General features: G+C 68.0%; 16 protein-coding genes and 1 pseudogene. 8 read left to right on the top strand and 9 right to left on the bottom strand.

From position 1 onward, the window contains the following. Positions 1-21 precede the first annotated feature (21 nt). The 5 genes from NON19_RS22770 to NON19_RS22750 all read right to left on the bottom strand — a co-directional run bounded on the left by NON19_RS22770 (position 22) and on the right by NON19_RS22750 (position 7,754). On the bottom strand, positions 22-1,191 hold the full coding sequence (locus NON19_RS22770; RefSeq protein WP_255930756.1) for a metallophosphoesterase family protein: 1,170 nt from the start codon (positions 1,189-1,191) through the stop codon (positions 22-24). A 74-nt stretch (positions 1,192-1,265) separates the two neighbouring features. Then, a complete protein-coding gene (locus tag NON19_RS22765; RefSeq protein WP_255930754.1) occupies positions 1,266-3,041 on the bottom strand; it encodes an ATP-binding protein in 1,776 nt (591 codons plus the stop codon). Between the two features lie 1,254 nt (positions 3,042-4,295). Beyond that, a complete protein-coding gene (locus NON19_RS22760; protein ID WP_255930753.1) occupies positions 4,296-5,009 on the bottom strand; it encodes a helix-turn-helix domain containing protein in 714 nt (237 codons plus the stop codon). Next, positions 5,009-7,129, bottom strand: coding sequence for a hypothetical protein (locus tag NON19_RS22755; protein WP_255930752.1), 2,121 nt, complete (start codon positions 7,127-7,129; stop codon positions 5,009-5,011). The genes NON19_RS22760 and NON19_RS22755 overlap by 1 nt, the downstream gene beginning before the upstream one ends. Positions 7,130-7,151: 22 nt before the next feature. After that, positions 7,152-7,754, bottom strand: coding sequence for a helix-turn-helix domain-containing protein (locus tag NON19_RS22750; protein ID WP_255930751.1), 603 nt, complete (start codon positions 7,752-7,754; stop codon positions 7,152-7,154). Positions 7,755-8,085: 331 nt separating this feature from the next. On the opposite strand from NON19_RS22750, the gene NON19_RS22745 reads away from it, so the two are divergent. From NON19_RS22745 to NON19_RS22725, 5 genes and pseudogenes are all read left to right on the top strand, one after another. Then, complete coding sequence (locus NON19_RS22745) at positions 8,086-8,868, top strand: transposase family protein (protein WP_255930750.1); 783 nt, start codon at positions 8,086-8,088, stop codon at positions 8,866-8,868. A 338-nt stretch (positions 8,869-9,206) separates the two neighbouring features. Beyond that, entirely contained in the window at positions 9,207-10,214 is a 1,008-nt protein-coding gene (locus tag NON19_RS22740) for a hypothetical protein (RefSeq protein WP_255930749.1), read from the top strand. A gap of 372 nt (positions 10,215-10,586) precedes the next feature. Then, a pseudogene (locus NON19_RS22735) lies at positions 10,587-11,193 on the top strand (restriction endonuclease). 780 nt (positions 11,194-11,973) lie between these two features. Beyond that, positions 11,974-12,198: a hypothetical protein gene (locus NON19_RS22730; protein WP_255930748.1), complete on the top strand. Its 225-nt coding sequence runs from the start codon at positions 11,974-11,976 to the stop codon at positions 12,196-12,198. 110 nt (positions 12,199-12,308) lie between these two features. Further along, positions 12,309-13,418, top strand: a complete 1,110-nt coding sequence (locus tag NON19_RS22725; protein ID WP_255930747.1) for a helix-turn-helix domain-containing protein — start codon at positions 12,309-12,311, stop codon at positions 13,416-13,418. A 529-nt stretch (positions 13,419-13,947) separates the two neighbouring features. Here the strand turns inward: NON19_RS22725 and NON19_RS22720 are convergent. Further along, positions 13,948-14,274 carry a hypothetical protein gene (locus NON19_RS22720; protein ID WP_255930746.1) on the bottom strand — a complete coding sequence of 109 codons (327 nt, stop codon included), beginning with the start codon at positions 14,272-14,274 and terminating at the stop codon, positions 13,948-13,950. Between the two features lie 967 nt (positions 14,275-15,241). Between NON19_RS22720 and NON19_RS22710 the strand changes: the two genes are divergently transcribed. Next, positions 15,242-15,748, top strand: a complete 507-nt coding sequence (locus tag NON19_RS22710; protein ID WP_308213716.1) for a helicase associated domain-containing protein — start codon at positions 15,242-15,244, stop codon at positions 15,746-15,748. Between the two features lie 402 nt (positions 15,749-16,150). On the opposite strand, the gene NON19_RS22705 is transcribed toward NON19_RS22710, so the two are convergent. Both NON19_RS22705 and NON19_RS22700 read right to left on the bottom strand, forming a co-directional pair. Further along, a complete protein-coding gene (locus NON19_RS22705; protein ID WP_255930745.1) occupies positions 16,151-16,891 on the bottom strand; it encodes a dienelactone hydrolase family protein in 741 nt (246 codons plus the stop codon). A gap of 518 nt (positions 16,892-17,409) precedes the next feature. Then, positions 17,410-17,871 carry a DUF2399 domain-containing protein gene (locus NON19_RS22700; RefSeq protein ID WP_255930744.1) on the bottom strand — a complete coding sequence of 154 codons (462 nt, stop codon included), beginning with the start codon at positions 17,869-17,871 and terminating at the stop codon, positions 17,410-17,412. 654 nt (positions 17,872-18,525) lie between these two features. Here NON19_RS22700 and NON19_RS22695 point away from each other — a divergent pair. Together NON19_RS22695 and NON19_RS22690 are read left to right on the top strand one after the other, a co-directional pair. Next, positions 18,526-19,749, top strand: coding sequence for an FAD-dependent oxidoreductase (locus NON19_RS22695; protein ID WP_255930743.1), 1,224 nt, complete (start codon positions 18,526-18,528; stop codon positions 19,747-19,749). Between the two features lie 245 nt (positions 19,750-19,994). Next, positions 19,995-21,218: an FAD-dependent oxidoreductase gene (locus NON19_RS22690; protein ID WP_255930742.1), complete on the top strand. Its 1,224-nt coding sequence runs from the start codon at positions 19,995-19,997 to the stop codon at positions 21,216-21,218. Between the two features lie 853 nt (positions 21,219-22,071). Here the strand turns inward: NON19_RS22690 and NON19_RS22685 are convergent. Further along, positions 22,072-22,848, bottom strand: a complete 777-nt coding sequence (locus NON19_RS22685) for an SDR family NAD(P)-dependent oxidoreductase (RefSeq protein ID WP_255930741.1) — start codon at positions 22,846-22,848, stop codon at positions 22,072-22,074. Positions 22,849-22,945: the final 97 nt, after the last annotated feature.

Genomic DNA, 22,945 nt, shown 5'->3' with positions numbered 1-22,945 from the left:
ACGGAGTGGAGGCCTGGGGCTTCAGGGACGAGTGGTCGAGCGGGTCAGGTCGTCGTGGAGCTGGTTGAACAAAGCCGTGACCCGGTCGTCGCTGACGCCGACGCTGTGGCAGTAATCGGCAAACAGCTGCGCAGGCGTCTTGACGGGCTGGTCGACGCTGATCCCCGCCGTGGCGCCGGTATCCGCGTAGTCGGGGTGGATACGGATCTGAAGGGCGTTGGGGAGGGCTTCGTACAGGTCGTCGCGCATGCCGGCGTAGCCGGGCTGGGTGACCACGAGCCTGAGGTAGTCCTCGCCGTAGCCGACGGGGTCGGCGATGAGCTGGGCGACGGTTCCCTCGACGGTGCGCAGTCTGCGGCCGGCGGTGACGGGAATGTCGGTGATGTTTGCGGGGGTGCCGGGGGACGCCTCGACGAGGCAGACGACGTGGGTGTTGTTCTGCTCACCGAAGTCGATGGCGTAGGGGGAGCCGCTGTAGTGCACTGGGCAGGTGGCTGGGATCTGCTGTCGGCGGTGCAGGTGCCCCAGGGCCACGTAGTGTGCCTCGACGGGGAAGATCGCGGCCGGCACGTGGTATTCCATGATCGATTGGGCGGGCCGCTCGCCGCCGCCGAAGGCGCCGCCGGTGCAGGTCAGGTGGGCCATGATGATGTTGACGGCGTCCGGGGTGAACGCTCCCGTGAGATTGGCCAGGACATCACGGACGAGCTGGTCGTAGGCGCCGACGTTCTGCGACGGGGTGTTGGCGATGATCTCGGCGGCCCGGACGGAGTAGCGCTGGGAGAGGAACGGCAGGACTGCGACGTTGACGGGCTCGTTGGTGGACTTGGCGCGGAAGGTGTGCACGCCGCCCTTGGTGGCTGGTCTGGCTTGGCCGTAGACGTGGATGCCAGCGGCGTCCATCAGTGGCTTGTAGGCCTCGAACGTGGCGCCGTGGTCGTGGTTGCCGGCGATGAGGATGACTTCGATGTTCTGCCTGGCCAAGTGGAGCAGGGTGCGCACGACGAGCTTCTGCGCGTCTGCGGTCGGTGCGGCGTTTTCGTAGATGTCGCCGGCTATGAGGACGGCGTCGACGTCGTTGTCGACAGCGATCTGCGTGATCTCTCGCAGGACGCGTGCCTGTTCCTCGAGCCGGTTGCGGCTCTTGAGGGTTTTACCGATGTGCCAGTCGGAGGTGTGAAGGAACTTCACGGGTGGGTCCTTTGCGGGTGGCTGAAGCAGAGCAGCGTGGCGCGTTGGTGCGCCGGGGAGTGAGGTGGCAGGCGTCAGTAGGGCGGCTCGTCGATGGCGCCGTCGTCGGTGTCGCCGAGCCATGGATCGCTCTCGGGCCGAGGCAGCCTGCTGAAGGGGTCCGGTCGCGCCGCGCTGCCGGTGGCCTGGCCGGCTGCGGAGGTGCCGGTAGGGGTGGGGTCGGCGACCTCGGAGAGTCGGGTGGCCCAGGCGGGGAAAGGGAATTCGACGGCCAGGGGCACCGGGATCTCCGGTTGGGAAACGAACATGGTGCCAGGCCTGGCGAGCGTGGCGCGCTGGCGCTGTGAGACGGGCAGGAAGCCGTACTCGGGGCGGCTTGCCTCGGCAGCGTCGAGGCGGCCAACGATCTTGATCGAGGAGTTCGACACGATACGCCGTTCCACCTCGGAGGCGGTCTGCTGGGCGCCGATGAGGATGATGCCGAGCGAGCGGCCGCGTTCGGCGATATCCAGCAGTACGTCCTTGATCGGGGAGGATCCCTCGCGAGGCGCGTACTTGTTGAGCTCGTCGACCATCGTGCACAGCAGCCCGCCCGGGCCGGCTTGCTCCTTGCGGTCGGTCTCCGCAGCCAGTACGACGCCTACTACGAACCGTTGGGCCCGTTCTGGCAAGTTGTGCAGGTCCACCACGGTGACCTGTTGCTGCGAGGTGTCGATGGAATGCGCAACCGGGCGGTCGGTACTCGTGTTCAGGTCTCCGCGCAGCAAGGGCGCAAGCGGCCTCTGGGACGACCGCAACCGCCGCACGAACGCGTTCACTGTGCCCAGGCCGATGGCCGGGCCCGCCCAGTCCGGGCGGGTGACGTCGTCGGTGACCTTGTCGCAGATGAAGCCGACCATCTCCGCCCAGGTGCGGAGGACGGTTCCGTCGATGACGACCGCGCCGTCGCTCCCGGCGGTCTGGGCTTCGCGGCGCAGTCGGCTGGTGACCTGGTGCACGACGATCGTGTACTGGTTCTTCTCGTCTTCGACGTCGGCGAACACGTACGGGAGGAGCTCACGTTCGCAGAACTCTGCGAGGGTCCACCAGAAGGCGGTGACGCCGCTGGTCCTGCCGGTGACGTGGGGGCGGCCGGTGGTGTCACCAGGCAGCGGCGGGGCGTAGAAGCCGGCCGAGGAAAAGGGGCGGGCGGGCAAGCCGAGTTGGGCGTACGCGGCGCGCAGTGTTTCGTCGAGGCGGGCGTTGGGCTGGTCGACAAACAGCAGGTCCTCGCCCTTGACCGAGAAGATCAGGGCCTTGGCGTTGACCGCGCGGGCGCCCAAGGCGCCCGAGGTGAACAGCGAGTGCAGCAAGAACAGCGCGAAGCTGGTCTTGGTCGCCACCCCCGAGATACCCGAGATCGATACGTGGGCGCCGCGGGTGCCGTCCAGGAACTCGAGGTTGAGATAGATCGGTTCACCGTCGCGGCCGATGCCGGCGGGGATGCGCGCGTCCATCCGGTCGAAGTACAGCGCGGCGTCCCGGGCAGTGCCCGCGGCCCGGATGGCGACCTCGCCGGGGCGTGGCGGGACGTAGCACTCGGGCTCGACGCGGGTGGTCGTGACCTCGGCGATCTCCTGCACCTTCGCCGGCAGGATTCCGTCGGCGATGAGGAAGACATCTGAGCCGAACGCGGCACCCTCGTGACGGGCGACCACCTCGGTCACCACGCCGGAGGTGACGACCGTGCCGCGCCCGGGGATCTCCCGCCGGGTGCTGACCACATCGTCAAGCTGCAGGTAAGCATCAGGGGAAAGGGCGATATGGAACTTCAAAGGCGTGGAGTCCTCCGTGCCTGCTACCTTCCCCACCTCCCCTTCGGCGTCACCGCCGGTGAGTAGGCCTGCAAACGGCTGCCAGCTGGTCGCGGGTGGGGAACCGCGGCCGGGGCTATCAGCGCTCTGGGGCTCGGAATCGGTATCGGTCATCGGCCAATCCCTGTACTGGTCTTACCGTGTCGGGCACTGCCGACTGGCTGTGAAGACCGATCGGGGCGCCGCAACAGCGGGCGGTATCTACGAGTGCAGACCGTAACTAACGGGATGCCTGCCGCGGGGGAGTTTTGTCGATAACGGAGAGAAAACGGGGTAGGCCGAGGCGGTGCGCCAGTACAAGCCGGAGCACCGCGCGACGAGTGACGGCGCCTTGTCGCCCCGCTCCCTGACCGATGACGCTCCGCCAAGCAGCACCTGGGGCACTACCGATGACACTATTTCAGTCAGCTTGCGCTCCTTTGTGCGGTTCTATGAGCGAGTTGTTCTAGCCGGACAGGGTGCCTGGGTTGTCGTGGATCCAGGACAGGCCGCCCAGGTCGGCGTTGGCGGGCACGGGTGACAGCCACGTAGGCCAGGCGGGCTTCGGCATCGTCGATAGGATCGGGTGATGCCGCGGTGCCTGTCTGCTCGTCGGGTGTTGTTCTCAGGACGGGCGAAGTGGTCTGCGATGAGCACGCGGGCCATTCGCATCTTCGCCTTGTGGGCGGTGGAGAGGGTGACCTGGGCGTGCGGCTAGGGGAAGAGGTGGGCGACGGCGGCGATGGCATCGGTGCCGTGGGTGCCAACGAGGTTGACCAGGGGCCACAGGTCGCGGCCGGCCGAGTCGTGGGCGGCGTAGTCCTGCAGATCGCCCCTGCAGGGAAAGACGATGAGTTCGGGGTTGTCTCGAAGATCCGAAGGCGGAGAGTAAATGCGGTGACTGGTACCGGATTCGAGGTTCAATCCGGATGCCCCGGCACACAGTGGCTGCACCCACGAGCATGAGCCGGTACCGCCCGGCTCATGCAACCGCCGAGAATACCGAGTTCAGCTACATCGTCGGGCGTCGTCCCGGTGGGCAGAGGTAAGCGCCGATGGGTTCTTCATAGATGAGCTCGGCATGCAGATCCCGCTCACCGGCAGGGGCGCGCCCGGGAACTCATCGGCGATGAGTCCAGTCGGCGCGGGGCCACGCGCGATGGGGGCCAGGCGGGAAGTGGCTCCCACCCTCTGAGTCCCCGGCCCGAGGACTGCTGGGGTGTGCGCCGTCCGCGGCGGCATATTGCTGGCTTGGGCTTGGCTGGGTGCGGTTCACCGGGGGTGCCAGGTGCGAATTTCCAGGTGAGTGATGTGCGCGTCCTCGTGGATGCGGCTGGTCTCGACCAGCCATTGGCGGACGGCAGCGGTGACGTCACCGCCTGCAGCATCCACGCGGTGGGCGAACTCCGCGGCGTCGAATCCCCCAGTGGCTGCGGAGCCGTAGGAGCGTTCTTCGGTGTGGTCGGCTCGTTGGATGACGCTGCGTCGGATGCCGGGAGAGTCGGCGCGGCTGCCGGAAGGCAGGATGAAGCCGCTCTTGGGCATGCGGACGGTGAAGGCCAGGCGCAGGCCGCGGCGGGCGGCTTCGGCGATCAGGGGGCGCAGGCGAGTGGAGCCGGTGGCGATGGCCTGGGCGCCCACGCGGCCGGTGCCGGTTCCGGTGGTAGTGATCAAAACGGCTTTGGTGCGTACCCGGGCGCGGGTGCCGTCGGCGGTGGTGCGGCGGGTGATGCGCGGGGCAGCGAGGGCGGCGAGTTCGTTGATGTCGGTGATGCCGGCCACCTGCACGGCTTGCAGGATGTGACGGAGTGCTGGGACGAATGCGGCGCCTTTGCCGCGGGTGTAGAACTGGCTGACCAGGGACGGGTCGCGGCCGATGATGCGGGCGACGTCACGTTTGGTGTAGCCGGCTTGGCGGAGTTGCTCGGTCAGTTGGGCGGCTTCGTTGAGTCCCTTGGGCGCCGCGCGGCGTTTGCGGGGTGACATCAGGCCTCACTTGGGGTCGTGGTGAGGGCGGTGCGGCCAGCGTCGCGGAGCCGAAGGAGGTCCTCTTCGGTGGTGGGGGCGGGGAGGGGCCCGGTCAGGTGGCCCTTGTACAGGTAGTCGCCAGGCTGGCCGTGGTAGGGCCAGTTCTGGGGTGCGGTGAGGTAGAGCGCATCGGTACGGAAGGCGATGACGGATCCGGCGGGTACGTGGAGTGCGCCGACGTAGGTGTCGTCGTCGCGCATGCGCTGGGAGAGCAAGGCGGCGCGGGCGGCGGACCAGATGCCGGCGGCCCATTCGGGGTGGGCGTGCGGGTCGCGGGCGAAGCCGGTGGGGCGCTGCCAGGTGATGGTGTGGTCGTCGAAGCCGATGATTTCGGCGTCTGGGGGGACGTCGCGCTCCAGGTGGCGGGGGGTGGTGCCGGTGACGGTGCGGGGGCGTTGGGCGAAGGAACCGATTCCGTAGAGCAGGATGGCGCGCACGGCGCGGGCGGCGAGGTGGGCGGCGGTGCGGTGGTTCTCGTCGCCGTGCATGGTGGCCTTGGTGGTCAGGCGTGTCCAGCAGTCTTTGAGTTTCTTCGACCAGTCGTCGAGGGGTTTGCCGTCTTCCCAGAGGATGCCGTCGAGGATTTCAATCTTCCAGGCAGTGAGAGGGTTGGTGAGGGCGGTGTAGATTTCGGGGCCGCCGGCCCAGGTTGTGAAGGTGGTGCCAGGGCTCTTGGGGTAGTGCCAGGCGCGCTCGCCGGGGGCGGGTGCGGGCAGGATCCCGACGTGGTTCCAGCCGTCGGGGACGGTGACGCGGATGTGCCAGTGCCCGCAGCCGAACAGTGCCTTGGTTTGTTGCTTTTCGTTCCAGGAGGCGAAGGTGGCCGCGGTGACGCGGCGGGGGGTGCCGACGCCGGATTTCCAGGTGTGCTTGGCGTAGGCGAAGGTGCGGTCGTACTCGACGAGCGCGGGGAGCTGTTCGGGGACGTCCGGCGGGGTGAGGAGTTCGGTGCGCCCTTGGCCTGCGGTGGCGTGTAGTAGGCCGCGCAGTTCCTCCGAGAGCACGGGGTAGCCGTCTGCCCATTGGCCGCGGGTGGGGATGGTGCGGGTCCACAGGTCGCGGCCGGTCTGTGAGGGGGAGCCCATGACGACAGCGTCCGGCCAGTGGGATCGCAGGGTCTTCCAGAGCAGGACGAATGCGTCTCGGATGGTGGCTGGGTCGGCTGCTGCGGTGTCGAACCACTCCCCCACGGAGCGGATCTCCACATGCTGCTCGCCGCCTTCGCGCTGGTAGCGGCCGACAGGGTTGCGGGGGTGGACGAAGTGACCGGCCATGCGGTCTCTTCCGCGGCCGGTGTCGGTGCGCCAGCCGGGGGTGGGCGCGTTCAACCAGGCAGTGACCGCGTCCTTCAGGTAAGGGTAGTGGTCGGCTTGGCGGTGCCAGGGGTCGCCGGCGGTGATGTAGATCCGCTCCACACCTTCGGGGACCGCATGACAGACGGCGGTGAGGATCTCCACGGCTGAGGCCGTCTTCAACTGCAGGTGCCAGGTTTGGTCGCGGTGGACCAGGACTCCGGTAGCGGCGTCGAGGAAGACCGTGGAGCGGGCCTGCTGGGTAAAGTTGGGGCGCGTGGAGGCCAGATTCGGGGTGTGGGCGAACCACTGGTCGCCAGCAGGGCTGTCGGGGATGGACGGCAGAATGCGGGCCTGTTGCGGTACCGGGGCTGGCGGTGCTGCGGCCGTGGGCGCTTCGGCCATCGTCTGGGGGCGGGCGGGGCGGGTCAGGACGGGGGCCTCGGTGCCGACGGGTTCATCGGCCGTGGGCTCTGCTGGCCCCGGCTCTGAGGCCTCGCGCGCGGGGGTGGGCTCGGGTTCGGGGCCGGCGGTGGTTTGGGTCGGCTCGTCCTGTGCGGCAAGGTGGTCAGGGGCGAGGCTGGGGGCGATCGCAACAACGTCAGCCAAGGTCAATCCGGCGGCGGGGGCGATGCGTTCAGCCTTGGCCTTGTTGTATCCGGCGAGCTCGGTGATCTGCTTATCCCTCGCAGCCTGGAGTTTCGCAAGCGCCGCCTGCGTCTTCTTGATCTCATCCCGCACGGCGCGCAGCTCGGACAGAGCGCTAGTGTAGGCCTTGCCGTCCATCACAATCCCTCGCGAGAATAGGTCAGTTGGCTGGAGAGCTATTGGCGGTGACGTAGGCAATCGCTCCACCTGAGTGGGAGGCAAGGCGCGTGCCGAGCAGCAGGTCGGCAACAGCCCGGGCCCCAGCGGCGGGCGCCGTTAGATGTGTGACGGGTGTGGCCAGATCGGTGACATAGCCGGCCAGGACCGCGTTCGGAAACGCGTGCCGCCCCTGGGTGTTGCGCTCCCAGCCCTCCAGGTTGGTCAGGACAGCGACGACGTAACCGGACAAGGTCACCGGTAGCACTCCCCCGACGGCAACGCTTGCCGCGTCACACCGCCACCAGCCACGCAGCGCCTTCAACAGCTCCTCCGGCCGCAAGGACGCCGAAAAGCCAACCCACCTACGGTCGTCTTCAGCCGCGGGTCGGGCCGCATCCACCCGCAGCACCGCTATCTCGCGTGCGTCGAGGTACTCCAGCGGGGCCTGCTTGCGGGTCTTGAGTGCTTGGACCGTCTCCAGCGGCACCATCACCCGCACCCCGCGTTGCGCGAGCCCAGGCAACACCTCGGCACGGATCAACCGCCTGAACGTGGTGATCGCACAGCCCAACTCCTCGGCCGCCTGCCCCGTAGTCAGCAGCACCCCAACCCACCTATCAAGCTAGCTCCGATATCTGATTCCGCACCTACCCTAGTGACAGACACCACACCACGTCAAACCAACTCCCCCTCACATCAGTGTTCTTGGAGCAAGTGAGCCTAACGAGCTCGTGCACAGTAGGCGGTGAGACGTCGGGCTCTCGATGGTCGATCATGGTCGTGTGGTGGGGAACGCGTCTCGTGCATCGATCATCAGCGACCGAAGGATCACGGGCCTGTCGGCCAGCGTGATCGCTGAACTCGTCGCAGAGGTAGGCCCGTTGTGGCATGAACGACACCAAGCCAGGCTCGCGTCACGAGCACGGAAGCGGGCCGTGGGCGCCAGTGCGAAGCACCGGCTGGTCTTCGTCGACCGGCTCCTGGCCACGCTTGTGCACCTCCGCCATGGAGTCACTCACGACGTGCTGGCGTGCTGGTTCGGTGTGGACCGCTCCACCATCACCCCGGCCATCGCAGAGGTGCGGCCCCTGCTCGCCGACCGAGGCTGCACTGTCACTGCCGGAGTGCGGTCACGGACTCTGGCGGAAGTCACCGACTACCTCGGCACGACCGGGAAGACCGGGATCGCCGACGGCACTGAGATCCGGGTCCGACGGCCGGCCGTCGGACGCAAGGACCGGGACAAGTTCATCTCCGGCAAGAGCAAGCAGAACGCCGTCAAAGCCATGATGCTTACGGACGGAGACGGCCGTGTGCTGTTCTGCAGCCCAACGAAGCCCGGCAACTGCGCGGACATCACCCACGCCCGACAGTTGGGGCCGGTCAAGCTCCTGGCTGACGGCCCCGCCATAGAGATTCTCGCCGATACCGGCTACCAGGGTCTGGGTGCGCAGACCGGCGGCCGTGAGGTGACACCACCACACCGCAAGTTCAAGAAGAACGCTCCGGGCTGGCACGAGGACATGTACGAGCGACAGCGCAAGGCGCATTCCTCGCCGCGTATCCGGGTCGAGCACGGCATCGCCCACCTCAAGAACTGGCGAGCCCTCGCCCGTCACCCCGGCCGCCGCGAGCACATGAGCGACACCATCCAGGCCGTCGCCGACCTGCTGTCCCATCAGCAGACCGCGGACCTGACTTCGGCACGGCAGACGTGAACACTGAGCCACGCCGCAGTCCTCGGCGTCTCACCGCCAACCATGCACGAGCTCGTTAGCCTCGTGCCACCTCAACACCAGCATTCGCACCGATGAGAGGGGACAGGGCCGTAGCCAGATCGGCTCCAGACGATCCCTTGATCGGCTTGTTTCGCGAGCGAGTAGGTTCGCCTTCCTAGACTGCATGGGCTGTGTCGGGCGGTCGGTTGACGACCCTGCTTTCGACGGTAGGAGGCGGGGGTTCGACGTTCGGAGGTCAACAACGCGGGGTGCAGGGGAGTTGGACCCCCGCGTTGTGGGCGCCCCGAATGTCAGTGGCCGGTCGTACCGTCGTTTGCATGCCGAGGAGCATGCCGAGTAAGGCGGATCGAGAGTTAGTGGCCGCGGTCAGCGTGGCCGGGGTGGCGGTGAGCGCCGCGCAGCTGGAGCGGTGGCGGCAGTGGGACTTGCTGCCGCAGGCGACGCGCACGTGGCAGGGCAGGTACGGCAGCGCGTGCTCGTTGCCGGAGGGCAGTGTGGAGTTGGCGACCGCTCTGGGTCGGCGGGCGCGGCGTGGCCGTGGCTGGGCGGACTTGGCCGTGCTGGCGTGGATGGACGGGGCTCCGGTGAAGCCCTCGGTGTTGGCTCGCGCCATGCGGCACAGCACGCGGACGTTGTTGGAGACGGTGCTGGCGGAGCTGGAGCAGGAGATGGCCGCGAGCCCGGTTCCGGAGGATCTGCGGTTGGATCCGGCCTTCGAGCGGGCCGAGGCGATGGTGCGGATCATCGACGGACAGCGGCACTCTGGTCGGCGGGTAACGCAGCGGATGCGGGCTCGGCTGCGGGCTGCCGGGTGTGAGGTCCCGGACAATCCGCTGAACGAGATGCTGATCCGCATGTGGTCCGCTTTCGCGGAGCCGCCCGACGATGAGACGGCCCAGATGGGGGCAGTCGCGTTGGGGTTGGCGTCCGAGTCGCCGGACGAGATGGCGGTGATGGCCGGGTTCGGGTGGCTGTTCGGCCGTGGGCTGATCGAGCTGAGCGGCACGTCGGGTCATGGGCTGGTCGACCTGGCCGTGCAGCAGTTGCTCAATGGCGAGGCGATGGTGACCACCGAGGAGATGACCCGAGCCCGCGAGGAGTTCCGTTCGGTCGTTGTGGCCATCGTCCCGGATGGGATGGGCGTGGGTCCCAGCCAGGACGCGATGTTGGCTCAGCTGGTGGCCCTGTTCAGCTCGGTGTGGGCGCTGGTCTGCCGCCAGCTGCCCGACGGTGGCGGTCTGCCCATGGTCTTGCGGGTCGGGCTCGATGCGATTGGAGTGTCCGTCCCCGCACACGAAGGGCTACGGGCCGCGCTCGCCGCCTGACACTGGCAGAACACTCCTTCGATTTTCTGACTGGTTTGTCAGTGGTGTCTGCTGCACTCGTTGGTTGGCACGGGGGTACGTCGAACAGTTTTAGGGAGGGGCGTCGGTGCCGTTCATAGACAGCTACACACGCAAGGACGGAACCCAGGTGCGGGCGCATTCACGCTCGGCACCGGGAGCGAAGCGGGAGTTATCGATCCTGGCCGGGGTGGTTTTAGCGGCCTGGGCGCTGACGGCTGGGCACGTGCACGTGACGGTCACCACGCCGAACGCACCCGCGGTACGCACTCAGGTGACTGCCCCGGCGCATCCGGGGAGTGGGCGGTGAGCCGCCGGCCACCGGCCCGGCGCCGTGGTGGTGGCGAGTGGGCCGTGGGCCTGGTGGTCGTCGGTATCGCGCTCGCCGTGATCGAGTGGCTGCTGGCGAACTGGTGGATCTCGTCGTCCTGGCAGTCATAGCCGCTGGTGCTGGCGGGGTCTGGCTGTACCGGGTGCTGCAGCGGGCGCAGTGGGAGGGGTGCGCATCAACGGCCTGCGGTACGGGCTTCCACAGCTCGACGCACTCCATCACCGCCAGTTCGAGCACGCGATACGCCACCTGATGCGGCGAGACGGCTGTGCGGACGCGGTCCAGGTCGGCGGAGCTGGAGACAACGGGGCGGACGTCAAGGCCACCGATCCGCTCGGGCGGCGTTGGGTGATCCAGTGCAAGCATCGCCGCAACGGGGACGCCGGATCCCCCGTGGGGACCCCGGACCTGCACGTACTCAACGGCACAGCCCGGCAGTTGCACGGCGCCGACGTGGTGGTCTTGGTAACCAACGGCCGTTTCACCTCGAAGTGCGCCCCGCTGGCGAAGTCCCAAAAGCTGCACCTGGTGGACCGGCGCCTGCTGGCCACATGGGCGGCGGGCTCCCGCCCGCTGTGGGAGCTGCTGCCGCGGCTGCCCGCACCACGTAAGGCCACACCGCTGACGTAGCGGGTCAGGGAGGCAGCGAAGAGGGGAACCACCGAGGTGGTCCCCCTCTTTTGCGTTGAGCGCCGGTGCAGTGAAGCTCCCGGCCAGCCGCACACGGCCCAGGAGTTATCCACAATCGTCTGGTCAGCGCAGATCGACGATGCCCTCCAGCCCGGCCAGCGCCAGGGAAAGCGACGGGGCCCAGGACGAATCGTCCGGGGCCCCGCTCTTGTGCCCTATCTCGCTGTGCCCGAGAGTCCTCATCGCGCCAGCGAAACCAAGTTCAGTGGCGGGCCCTTCGGCCTTGGCCACTTGGGGCCGCCCCGCTGCAACAGGGATGCCGCCGGTTGTCCCTCGGTGCCTGTCCAGACCAATAGACCTGCGCCGTGGGCGTCCGCGTGTCCGCGGACACGCCCGTGTGTGACGCCGTCCAGATTCCCTGGGTGCTCAGAAAGGTACAAGAACCTGGGTCCAGCTGTGTACAGGGGCGAAAGAATGACCGGTCCTGACCTGCGGCTATGATGGATGGGCCGCGAGAATTCCGCGTTTTTTAGACGACCGGCGCACCAGGGTCTAAAGAATTCTGCGCCACTCACTAAATAAAAGGCGGGACCTTTATTTAGGCGTTGTCTCCAGATGCAACTGGCGGCGAGTGGAGGGGCGTTCGGGTGGGTAACGTGGCTTCCTGCCTGCATCGGCTGCAACCGATGTGCGGTGAAGTCCCGTACGTCTCAACGTAGTTGAGGCGATTGTCCAGACCACATCTTCAGACCGTTCGCCCAGTGTGAGGAGATCCTCGCCTTGTCGTCCCTGCTTCCTGAGCCCGTCCCCTCCGCGGGGTGCGGGCTGTCCGCGTCTGTCCGCGCCGCCATCACGGCGGTCGACCTATCCGGGTTACTCGTCCTGGTCGTCATCCTGACCACGCTGATCGTCCTGCTGGCGCGCGGAATGTCGCTGGATGAGGCCCTGGCCGTCCTTGGCGCGGGCGGTGCGCTCGCGGGCAAGCTACGCAAGCGCCTGACCTGACCCGTCCCTTGCCGGGGCACCGATCTTGTCGGCGCCCCGGCCCATCGGGCTCGGGAAAGGAGAGCGCCGTGGCCCGTCCCATGAACCCCCTTCCGGACTCTGCGGATCCGTTGGTCGCCTTCGCCCGCGACCTGCGCGCCCTGTGGACGAAGGCGGGAAGTCCACCGCTTGAACAGATGGCGAAGCGCTGCGGAGTCTCGCCCGCCACGCTGTCCAAAGCGCACAGCGGGAAGCACCGGCCTAGCTGGAGTGCCGTGGCTGGCTATGTCACCGCCTGCGGCGGCGACCCGGCGCGGTGGCAATCGCGATGGCAGCGCCTGCGGCTGACCGCCGTCTCCGACACGAACGCCGGGCACGGCGCAACGCTGGAACGGTGGGCTAAGACCGGCAAGATCACACCACCGCCGACCGTGGCCAGCCTCGACGAACTCCGCGACCTGCTGTACGCCCTGCTCCGCTTTCAGGGGCTGAGCCTGCGAGCCCTGTCCTACCGCGCGCCCGGCTACTCCCACACCAGCTATGGGGCGATGCTGCGCGGGCGTCGCCCGCTGACACCGCGCATCCTCAAGGAGTTCCTCGCCGGCTGCGGCGTCGCCTCGGTCACCAGCCTGGAGGCGTGGTTCAAAATCCTGTTGCCGCTGGATCCCAACGGCGCCTTCGAGGTCGCCCGACTTCTGCAGCAGGCCAGGCGAGACCGGGCAAACGGCGCCCTGCGCGAGCCGACGGTGCCCCAGCGCATCGAAGAGAGTCTGGCCAAGTTGACCGTGGCCGTGAAGGCTTACCGTAGCCAAGACAGCGCCCGCAGCCCTCGGCGCGTCCGCCAGGCTCAGGGCCTGCTGGCGAAGGCGTACCGCAGCATGGTGACGGACTTGTACGGCGCGATCCGCCTGACGCACCGTACCGTTCCCGGCGAGTTGAAGATGTACGAGGCCGCCGTGCAGCGCGTCTGTCTCGAAGGCCGCGATCGGCTGCCCCACTACGTTCTCGACCTGATGGCCAGCTTGGCGCTGTCCAAGCAAAGGCGGCAGCTACGGTTCGCCGTCAGCCAGACGCTGATAGAGGCCGACCGGCTGCTGAGCACCGCCGGGCAGAAGCAGCCCTACGGGCCGGAGCAGATGGCACTGCTGCCGCTCGGAACCCTCGACACGCCAGACATCGCACCGCAGCTGACACTCCCACAGGGGGCGCCCCCCTCACCCGACGATCCGGCCGTCGCCTGAGCCCCCTACAGTCGAACAGGGCCCGCAGCCAGCTCCAACGGCTGCGGGTGCCCTGGTGTCCGTACGGCGTTACCTGTAGGGAATGATCTTGGCCGTCAACGATCGCCCCGTCGGGGTGCCCGCCGGGCATGTGCAGCGGCATTGATGCGCTCGTTGATGAGGGCTTGGAGCCCTTGGCGTCGAGCCCTCTGCAGGCTCTCGCTCACGTCCCGCACGGCGGCGCGGAGATCCTCTACGTCCGTCGGTGGACGGCCAACTTCCTTCTCGAATTCGGCGATTAGCGCGTCCACCAGCTCGGAGAGCCGGTGGATCCGGGGATCTTGTTCCACTCCGTCCTCCTTAGGAAGCAGGAGCGGGCCCCGGATTCATCCGGGGCCCGCTCGTTCGTTCTCCTGGTCAGTGCTTGAGCTACTCGTACTCGTCGAGCGGATACGCCTTCCACGACCAGCGCGCGCCGAAGGTGTGCTCGGCGACTGGGTCTAGGGACCCCGCCCCAGCGCGGCAGCTTCTCCACCTGTACCCGGGCGCCTTAACAGGCGCGGCCAGGAGCCGCGTAGGTGATGCCGACGTCTCCGGCGGAGGTCGCGGCCAGGGCCACGACCTTCCAGACCGCGGCAGGTATTCCAGCTCGGGGGCCGTCGCAGGCGTCATTGAGGAGATCCATGGTCAATGCCACGGACTTGCCGTCCGGCCCCTTGGCCGAGAACTTGACCTCCTGCGCTACCCACGGCTTCGCGTGGACAGAGGCGAACTCCACCATAGCGTGGTACGCCGCGAAGTCCTTGCCGGAGTGAGTGAGGGTGAGAGTGCCCGGCCGAAGGTCGAGGCCGACGTGGACTTGGGTATCTTCCTGCACGGTTCAGCTGCAGCATGGCTGCTGAACACTCGTCGGGAGAGGGCGTCCATTAACCGATCCGTTCCCGAACGGGTCGGGCCTCCTGGCGTACGCCCCCGAGAGAAGCTGTCCAGGACAGGGTGTTCGGGAGGTCATCGTGTGGGCTTGCTGGGCCCGTTCGTCCCCTGCCACCTCTCCCCGGTGATGCGTGCGACCGGCTGCCGCCTGCGCCGCCACGTACTTGCCCTGCCCGACGTCACGGTCCGGCGCGACAGGCTCGGGCGCTGCGGGTTCTGGCGCGGCCGGAGCAGGGGCAGGGGTGGGAGTGGGGGTGGGAGTGGGGGTGGGGGCCGGAACTGCAGCGGGCCGGGCGGGAGACTCCACCGCGGCCGGAGCGGGCACCGCAGTCAAAGTCGAGGTCGGGGCGGTTGTCGGAGGCGCCGGGGTAGAGCTGGTGGAGGGGACCGTCAACATGGCCTGTGCGCCGCTGAGCCTGACACTGACCCGGTCAGCAGGCAGCTTCGCAGCAGCGTGCGTCGGGCCCGCCAGCAGATCGAGCACCGACATGCCATAGTGAGCGGCCAACCGATCGCAGTCGTCCAACGACCACGACCGATCCCCCTTCTGCTTACGGCTGATCTGCGTGGGCGACAGACCCACCCCGGCAGCCAGGTCCGACTGCGACTCGCCGGTTCGGGCGAGCAGCGCGGTCACCGTGAGCCGCAAGAGGTCTTCCGTGCTCATAGCCATACCCACCACCCTACCCCCATCGATTGCCAAATCGGCATCAAATTGCCGAATTGACGAACCCTCGCCGGGATGGCATACCGAACCCGACCACGGGGGTGGCGGAGCCGGCAGGCGGCAGCGGTGCGGGCTGCCCGGACAGGTGAACCCCGCAGAGCCAGGCCGTGACGCGCCGGAAGTCGTAGTTCGTAACTGTGCGGTCTTGCTCGTCACGCCGGGGCTCTTCTCCGCCCTCGGTGGGGTGAGCCGGACGGGACTGGACCCCGTGCAGCCACACTTCGACGTGATGGCCGGAGGCTGGCCAGTGGAGTGGCAGCCCACCTCATCCCGGCAGCACCTGGAGGCTGGCGGCGCGCTGCCCACGTCGGCGGGCGCCGGCGTGCACCAAGGCGAGGACCTGGGCCGGTGGGTCCGGGGACACCGCCTCGGCTGGGGCAAGCTCACCGGCGTACAGCAGTGGATGTGCGAACACATCCTCGGGATCGAACCCGCCGCCGAAGACGAGAAACCGCGCCCGCGCCATACGCAGCCGACAAGTGGGCTGCCAAACCTCACCGCCGCCCAGTACTACCAGTGCGAAGGACACTTGAACGTACCCCGCAAGCACGTCGAGACCGTACTCTCCGAGGACGGATGGGAACTGCAGTTCCGGCTTGGAGCCTGGGTGAGCAACCAACGCTCCCGAGCCACGACGCTGTCGCCGGAACGGATCGGGCAACTGTCCTCGATCGGCATGCGATGGACATAGCGACGTACAGACAGGCATCGGGGTTGAGCAGGACCATCTCGGTGGTACAGGTGAGGGTTGACGCTGTTGCCAAGTCCGGGGGTGGCTCATGGGGTTGCGCACTGTCTGGCTGCGGGGTGGACCGCTGTTGTGGTCCTGACCACATGTGTGCTACGGGGATAGCGTCAGTTTGGGGGTTATCAGCATGGCTTTGTTCGCGAGGACTGACAGCCCTGGGACACGAGATGGGGTAGCACCCGAGGCACTGCAGAATCGAACAGTTCATGGCTTCGGGCAGCGCGGGCCCTGCCGAGTTGGCAGGGCCCGCGGCATGAACATCAAGGCAGCGCCGGGGCCTGCCCTGGATGAGGAGCGGCCTGGCCAACTCGGCTTACCGTCTGCTGGTGGCCTGACATTCCGGCCTCACTTCAGGTGCCGGGCGAGGAACCGGGCCGCGGCGTCCCCTGCGAACTGCGGGACGCCGGTGTGCCCGCCCATGTTGGCGTGCAGGGTCTTCTCCTTGGAGCCGAAGGCGTCGAACAGGGCCAGGGCCGCTTGCCGGTCGTTGGCTTCATCGTCCCACTGCAGCAGGACGTGCAGCGGAATGGTGACCTGCCGGGCCTCCTCGAACAGGGCGCGAGGCACCACAGTCCCGGCGAACAGAACGGCGGCCGAGATACGGGGCTCCACCACCGCCAGCCGGATCCCGATGGAGATCACTCCCCCCGAGTACCCGACCGGGCCTTCGATCTCGGGCAGCGACAGCAGGGCGTCCAGGGCGTCCTGCCATTCCGGGACCGACTTGTCGACCAGCGGGAGAACGAGCCGGTCCACGATCTCCTCGTCGACCGGCTCGCCGGCCTCCCTAGCCCGGCGCAGGTCGGCGCGGGCCTGGTCGGCGGTGGCGGAACGGGGTCGCTCACCGCTTCCGGGGAGTTCGATGGTGGCCGCGGCGAAGCCATCCGCTGCGGCGCGTTGGGCCCGGGCCACCAGCCGGGGGTACATCTTGTGCAGTCCGAGCGGGGGGTGGCCGAGCAGAACCAGCGGGACGGGTGCGGACGCGGATGCTGATTCAGGTGTCCACAAGATGCCGGGGATTTCGCCGAGGGTGAATTCGCGCTCGAGGACGCCGTCGGCGAGACGTGGTTCAGAGGTGAAATGCATGGTCGTGCCTTTCGGGAGTGCACCGGAACGGTGCTCCCGGACGACCTATCGCCCGACCGTGACCCCGGAGGGGAGCACCCATGTCGATACTGCGTTCACGGGTACCACCTCCTCGTTCTCTCGCACGGCCTGACGGAAGGCTAGCAGTGGCAGCGGTGGCCGCCAACGGGTTTTCGCGGAGGCTCCGTGGCCGGATGCCAAGAGTCGGCTGGGCACAGCTACTTGGGGCCTCATCGCGGCTTTCCGGGGCGGGATCCTGCGGCAACGAGGCGCGCTGGCGGGCGCTGTCGCTTTTCATGAACATCGAAGATGCCGCTTTGTCGACACCTCCCGATCTCATGTGCTGGTGCTGTCGGTTCTCGGGAACAAAGCCACCAGCATGCGCGTGTTCGCCTGCTCACGTCTTGGCCTGTGGCGGCCGATTGCTATGCCTTCGTCGCTGGGCTTTCTCACGGCTGTGGGTTCCCTCGGTAATAACGGCATCACGTCCTGGCCGATCTGGCGTAGGTGACATCCACTCACTTGCCTGCCTTCGGTGGGTCCAGCTCCTGGTGCAGTACAGCGTCGTGCGCTTGGAAGACCACGTCCCTGCGCGCCTGCGCGCAAGGCGTCCCACGCGGTGTTCTGTGCTGTTTCAGAAGCCGGTCCGGGCGGGGCTGTTGAGGGTTCAGGTGCGCGTGCCGCACTGTGGGTGCGTTGACCGCAACCAGCTCGGTTCGGTCGGTGCGTGCAACGGACTCAGTGATCCGCAGGCCACTTCCGTCCAGGTCACCGCTGCGTCTCAGGTGAATTTGCTGGTCGACCGCGAGGTGCAGGAGGGTGTGGTCAATGCTGTCGAGCTGCCCGCTGGTGCTCGCCAACGGGCCCGGGCTAGTCGCAGGCCATGGTTGCTTCGAGGATCGAGGGGTTTCGACCACGGTGAGCATCTGGAAAGCGAGCGCGGGCGGGGTGCGGATCCGGTCGAGCAGGGTCAGCGCCACCGGTGTGGCCGCCTCGTGCCGGAATGCGCACGGCAGGCTACTGACTTTATTGTCGGCTGTCGTCAAAATGGGGCTGGCTTCAGCCCGGACATCGCCCGGTCGAGTCGAAGCCGATCGCGTGTCGCGTTCGTTGTCCCAGGCAATGGGGTGATGCAGTCGGCCGGTCGGCCAAGGACGGACGGAGCCATCACGGCTCCTGCGCAGGAGATGAACTGCCGACTGACCGACGGGCGAGTGGTGGGCGTTGTCCCGCCGGAGTCCGGAGAAGGCGCGTGACCGATCGGCCTTTAGGCCGACTGGGACAGCGAGGATCTGGTCCTGGGTGACGGTGCATCAGCCGACATAGGTGAGGCGGCACACTGGCGGGCTCCTGCCTGTTCGCGATGGTCGGAGGCTGGGGTACCGGTTGCGCGGACCCGTGGTGAACGCCGTGGACGAGGCCGGGCACCGTGCGTGGCCGGCGTAGTAGTTCGCCCGATCCCACGTCGGCATGGGCTTGCACAACGCAGCGGCAGGGCGTTACGTTGCGGGCGACGTACGAAAGCCACTGCCCGGTAGGTAGTCCGGGTGACGCCTCGGTGTTCGTGCAAGAGCCTGGTCAGGCCACCCGTACGTCCTTTGTCGAACTTCGAACAAGGGACGGCCGTGTTGGACATGTCTGAACTGAAGGTTCTCATCGCCGGTGCCGGGCTCGGCGGCCTCACTCTCGCCCAGTCGCTGCGCAACCACAAAATCGACGTCGCCGTCTTCGAACGCGACGCCAGCCCGTGGGACCGGCCTCAGGGCTACCGCCTGCACCTGGACGCCGACGCCCTGGGCGCCGCCCGGGAAGTCCTACCGGCGGACCTCCACGCGGTGTTCGACGCGACAGCGCAGTACACCGAGGCCTTCACCACGATCCTGGGGACCGACCTGTCCGTCATCAAACGCCTCCCGGCGCGGGGCGAACACGGTGAAGAGGTCTGGGCCGCCCACGACGGTCCAGCCCCGCACGCCAACGTCGACCGTGCGACTTTGCGTCAGATCATGCTCGCAGGCCTCGAAGACGCGATGCGTTTCGGAAAGACCCTCAGTCATTACCAGAGCTCCGCCGACGGGGTGACCGCGTACTTCACCGACGGTTCGCGGGCGCACGGCCACGTACTGGTCGGTGCCGACGGCATCCGCTCGGCCGTTCGCCGCCAGCGGGCCCCGCACGCCGGCACGGCGGACGCCGGAGTCACCGCGCTCTACGGCCGCCTGCCGATGGCGGCAGCTGAGCCCGTCGTGCCCGCCGAGACCCTGAAGGACATCTTCACCATCGCCTCGGACGAGCGGAAGGTCTTTCTCGGGCTCGGCTCCGTCCGCTTCCCGACCCCTCCCGCCGAGGCCGCGGCACGCTTCGCTCCCGGGATCCCGATGCGCGACCAGGACGACTACGTCGTGTGCATCGTGGGTGGTCGCCATGAGTTCTTCCCCCACACCGACGGCGCGATGCGCGCCTGCTCAGGCGAGGAACTTCGCCGGATCGCCGCCGAGACGCTCCGCGACTGGCCGACCGGTGCCGCCGAGCTCGTCCTCAGCGCGGATCCGACCTCCTTCTTCCCCGTCGAGATGTACACCAGCGTGCCGACGGCGCTTGACGCACCCACCAACGTCACGCTCCTCGGAGACGCCGTCCACGCGATGACGCCCACTTTGGGCCGCGGAGCCAACGTCGCGATGCGTGACGGAACACTGCTCGGCCGTGCCCTGAAGAAGGTCGCCGACGGGCAACTCGCCCTGGCCGACGCCCTGGCCGCCTATGAGCGCGACATGCTCGCCTACGGCTTCCGCGTCGTACGACAAGCAGCCAGGGTCGGCCAGGAGCGCATGGCCCAAAATCCCCTGCCCGAATAGCCCGTAGCGAAGCCCGGCCGCACCGCACCCTTCCGCAGAGGCGCACCGGCCCTTGCCCCACCGGGGGCCGTAGGGGCCGGTGCGCCGTACTTCACCGCGGACCGTGTGCGGCCAGGGAGCAACCCGTGGCCTTCCATCGCAATCCGTGGCCTTCCGTCGAAGGCCGACTCCCGCATCAGGGGCCGGGCCTGGTGCCCGGGTTCTCAACCAACCCGCGAAGCAACGTCCTTCAAGGAGGGTTCCCCGTGTCTGACTTCCGTGTCGCCATCGCTGGCGGCGGGCTCGCCGGCATGACGCTCGCCCGCCATCTTCACCACCACGGCCTGGACGTCGTCGTCCACGAACGCGACGCCGATCTCCTCACCCGCAATCCGGGATACCGGCTGCACATCAACTCCACCGGAACCACCGCCCTGAAAAGCGTGCTGGACCCGCGGCTGTGGGAGCTGTTCGTCGCGACCGCGGGTATGCCCCGGCAGCAGATACGCCACTTCGACGAGCAGCTCAACCCGAGCCTGATCCGCGACACCAGCGGCTCCGCCGGGGACGGCAAGGCCACCGGAGACGTTCCAGAACACCTGGTGGCTGACCGTTCGACGATGCGCAAGATCCTCTACACCGGCCTGGAGAAAAGGATGCGCTTCGGCGCCCGGGTCATCGGCTACCGCCACAACCCGGGCGCACGTGTCACCGTGTGCCTGTCGAACGGGGAGAACGACGAAGCCGACGTGCTGGTCGGTGCAAACGGCATCAACTCCGCCGTTCGCGCCCAACTCCTCCCCCACGCCAGCGTCATCGACCGGGGCGTACGCCACATCGCCGCGAGGATCCCGCTCACCGCTGCCACCAAACGCGAGATCCCGGACGAGCTGTACTCGCTGTTCACGTTGGTCTCCGACTCCCAACACGACATGATCAACTTCGGCCCGCTCGAACGCAGCAACCCGCGCTCGCCGTTGGTCGCCGAACGCGACGAAGCGTTCCGTTGCGAAGTCGGCAACGACTTCGCGCTGAGCATCTTCAGCTCCCTCACCACCCGCCTGCCCGCCGACGCGGAGTTGTCCAAGGCGCACCCCGAGGCGCTCAGGCGGTACGTTCTGAAGCGCATCGCCTCCTGGCATCCCGGCGTTGTCGAACTGGTCCGGATGTGGACCCTGGACACGGTGCAACCGCTGGCATTGCGCAGAAGTGTCCCCACCTCGCCCTGGGCGCCCACGAACATCACCGTCATCGGCGACGCCATCCACGCCATGAGCCCGGCCCTGGGCATCGGCGCCAACACCGCCCTGCGCGACGCCCAAGTCCTCGGTGCCGAACTAGTCGCGGCCGCGATGGGCGGCAAGCCGCTACTGACCGCCGTCAGCGACTACGAACACACCATGCGCGGTTACGCCTTCGACGCCGTCCGGGCCTCCGCGGCCATGGGCGAGCGCATCATCGGCCACGCTCCACTACCCGCAAGAACCTGAGCTCATCGCGGCACGGGTGTTAGCGCTATGACGGCCGGACTGCTCGGCTCCCCCGGCGTGAAGCGGATCCTGCAGCATCACCCCAAGGCCGGGGACAACCTGCCGCAGATCGCAGACAAGGAGTTCGGGGACATCACGAAGTACCCGAGACCTTCCAACTCGACAAGGGGCCAACCACAGCCAGGCGGTGGGCATTCCACCGACCCCGACCTGATCATCCCCGACCAGCAGCTCAAGCCCCCGCCCCACCGTCCGCTGATCAACAGCCGGGAAACGACGGCGGCAACCCTCACGCGGATCCTGCAGCAGCGTCACCGCAAGGCCGGGGAGACGATCGCTATCGACCCCCGCCCGACCCGCCTGGAGCAGGCCCCGCAGGCCTCCGCTGAACCGCTCAGCGTCACCCGGCTCGACCTCGCCTTGCGCACGCTCGCCCACCAACGGGCCGCTTCCGGCATCGAGTTGCCGACCGCGCGGGGCGCGCAGGTCACCGACCGCACCGCGCACCCGCTCGTCAACGACCCGGGCACTTCTCCCATAACGCCGTTCACCACCGGGCCGCGCGACGGCTGCTGGGCTCTGGACGCCGCAGCGCCCCTGCTGGATGCCCATGCAGCGCGGGAGGCGCCCCCCTACCCCGGGCTGCTCACCCTCGGTGCGGCTGACGCCGGGCATCTGCTACTGGCCAACCTGTTGCACTCCCGTTCCCTGCTCCTGGACGGGGACGACGAAGACGGCTCCGCGACCGCACGGGCCACGGCATTAGAGCCCGGGGGGCGCCGGGGACCGCGCGGCCAGCCGCAACAGTGCCGCGGACGAGCGGCGGCCCCTCACCGCGCTTCCAGCGGAGCGTCTAGAAGTAGCCGCCGTCGATCTGCAGGGTGCGGCCGGTCATGTACGCGGCGTCGTCGGAGGCGAGGAAGGCGTACCCGGCGGCGATCTCCGCAGGTTCGGCCAGTCGGCCGAGAGCTCCGTGGGCCTTCAGCCAGTCGGTCAGCGAGACCTTGTCGGCCAGTTGGGGGTGCTGGTACCTGTCGGCGACGTCGGCGGCCATGTCGGTGGCGGTGCCACCGGGCGCGATGGCGTTGATGGCGATGCCGCGCTGGCCGAGTTCGGCGGAGAGGTTGAGGACCATCGATTCCACCGCGGCCTTGGACGCGGCGTACAGGGTGTGCCCGAAGACCGCGCGGGAGGCGCTGACCGAGGAGGTCACAACGATCCTGCCTCCTTCGCCCATACGCGATGCGGCGTGCTGGACGGCGAACAGCTGGCCGCGGGTGTTGACGGTGAAGACGCGGTCGAAGTCGGCCGGGGCGATGTTCTCCAAGACATCGAAGTGCTCGATGCCCGCGCAGGAGGCGAGAACGTCAAGCTGTCCGAACTCTGCCACCGCCTGCTCGACCAGCGCCTTGGTCTGGTCGGGGTCGGCCACGTCGGCCCGCATCGCGAACGCCCGCGCGCCGTCGGCCCGCAGCGCGGCGACCAGCTTGTCGGCGGCCTCTTGATTGCCCCGGTAGCCGATGGCCACGGCCGCGCCTTCGCTGGCCAGCCGGGCGGCGACCGCCGCTCCGATTCCCCGGCTGCCACCGGTGACCACCGCGGCCTTGCCCGCGAACCGCGTGTCTGCCATTGCTGTCATCTCTTCTCGCCTCTTCGTCGCATCGAAAGCACAAGGGGAGCCGCCTGCTGGAGCGGTTCCCCACAAGGGGGGACCAGCCCATGTGGCG

This window comes from Streptantibioticus rubrisoli (assembly GCF_024436055.1).
Taxonomy (GTDB): domain Bacteria; phylum Actinomycetota; class Actinomycetes; order Streptomycetales; family Streptomycetaceae; genus Streptantibioticus_A; species Streptantibioticus_A rubrisoli.
This window is presented reverse-complemented; position numbering and strand designations above follow the sequence as displayed.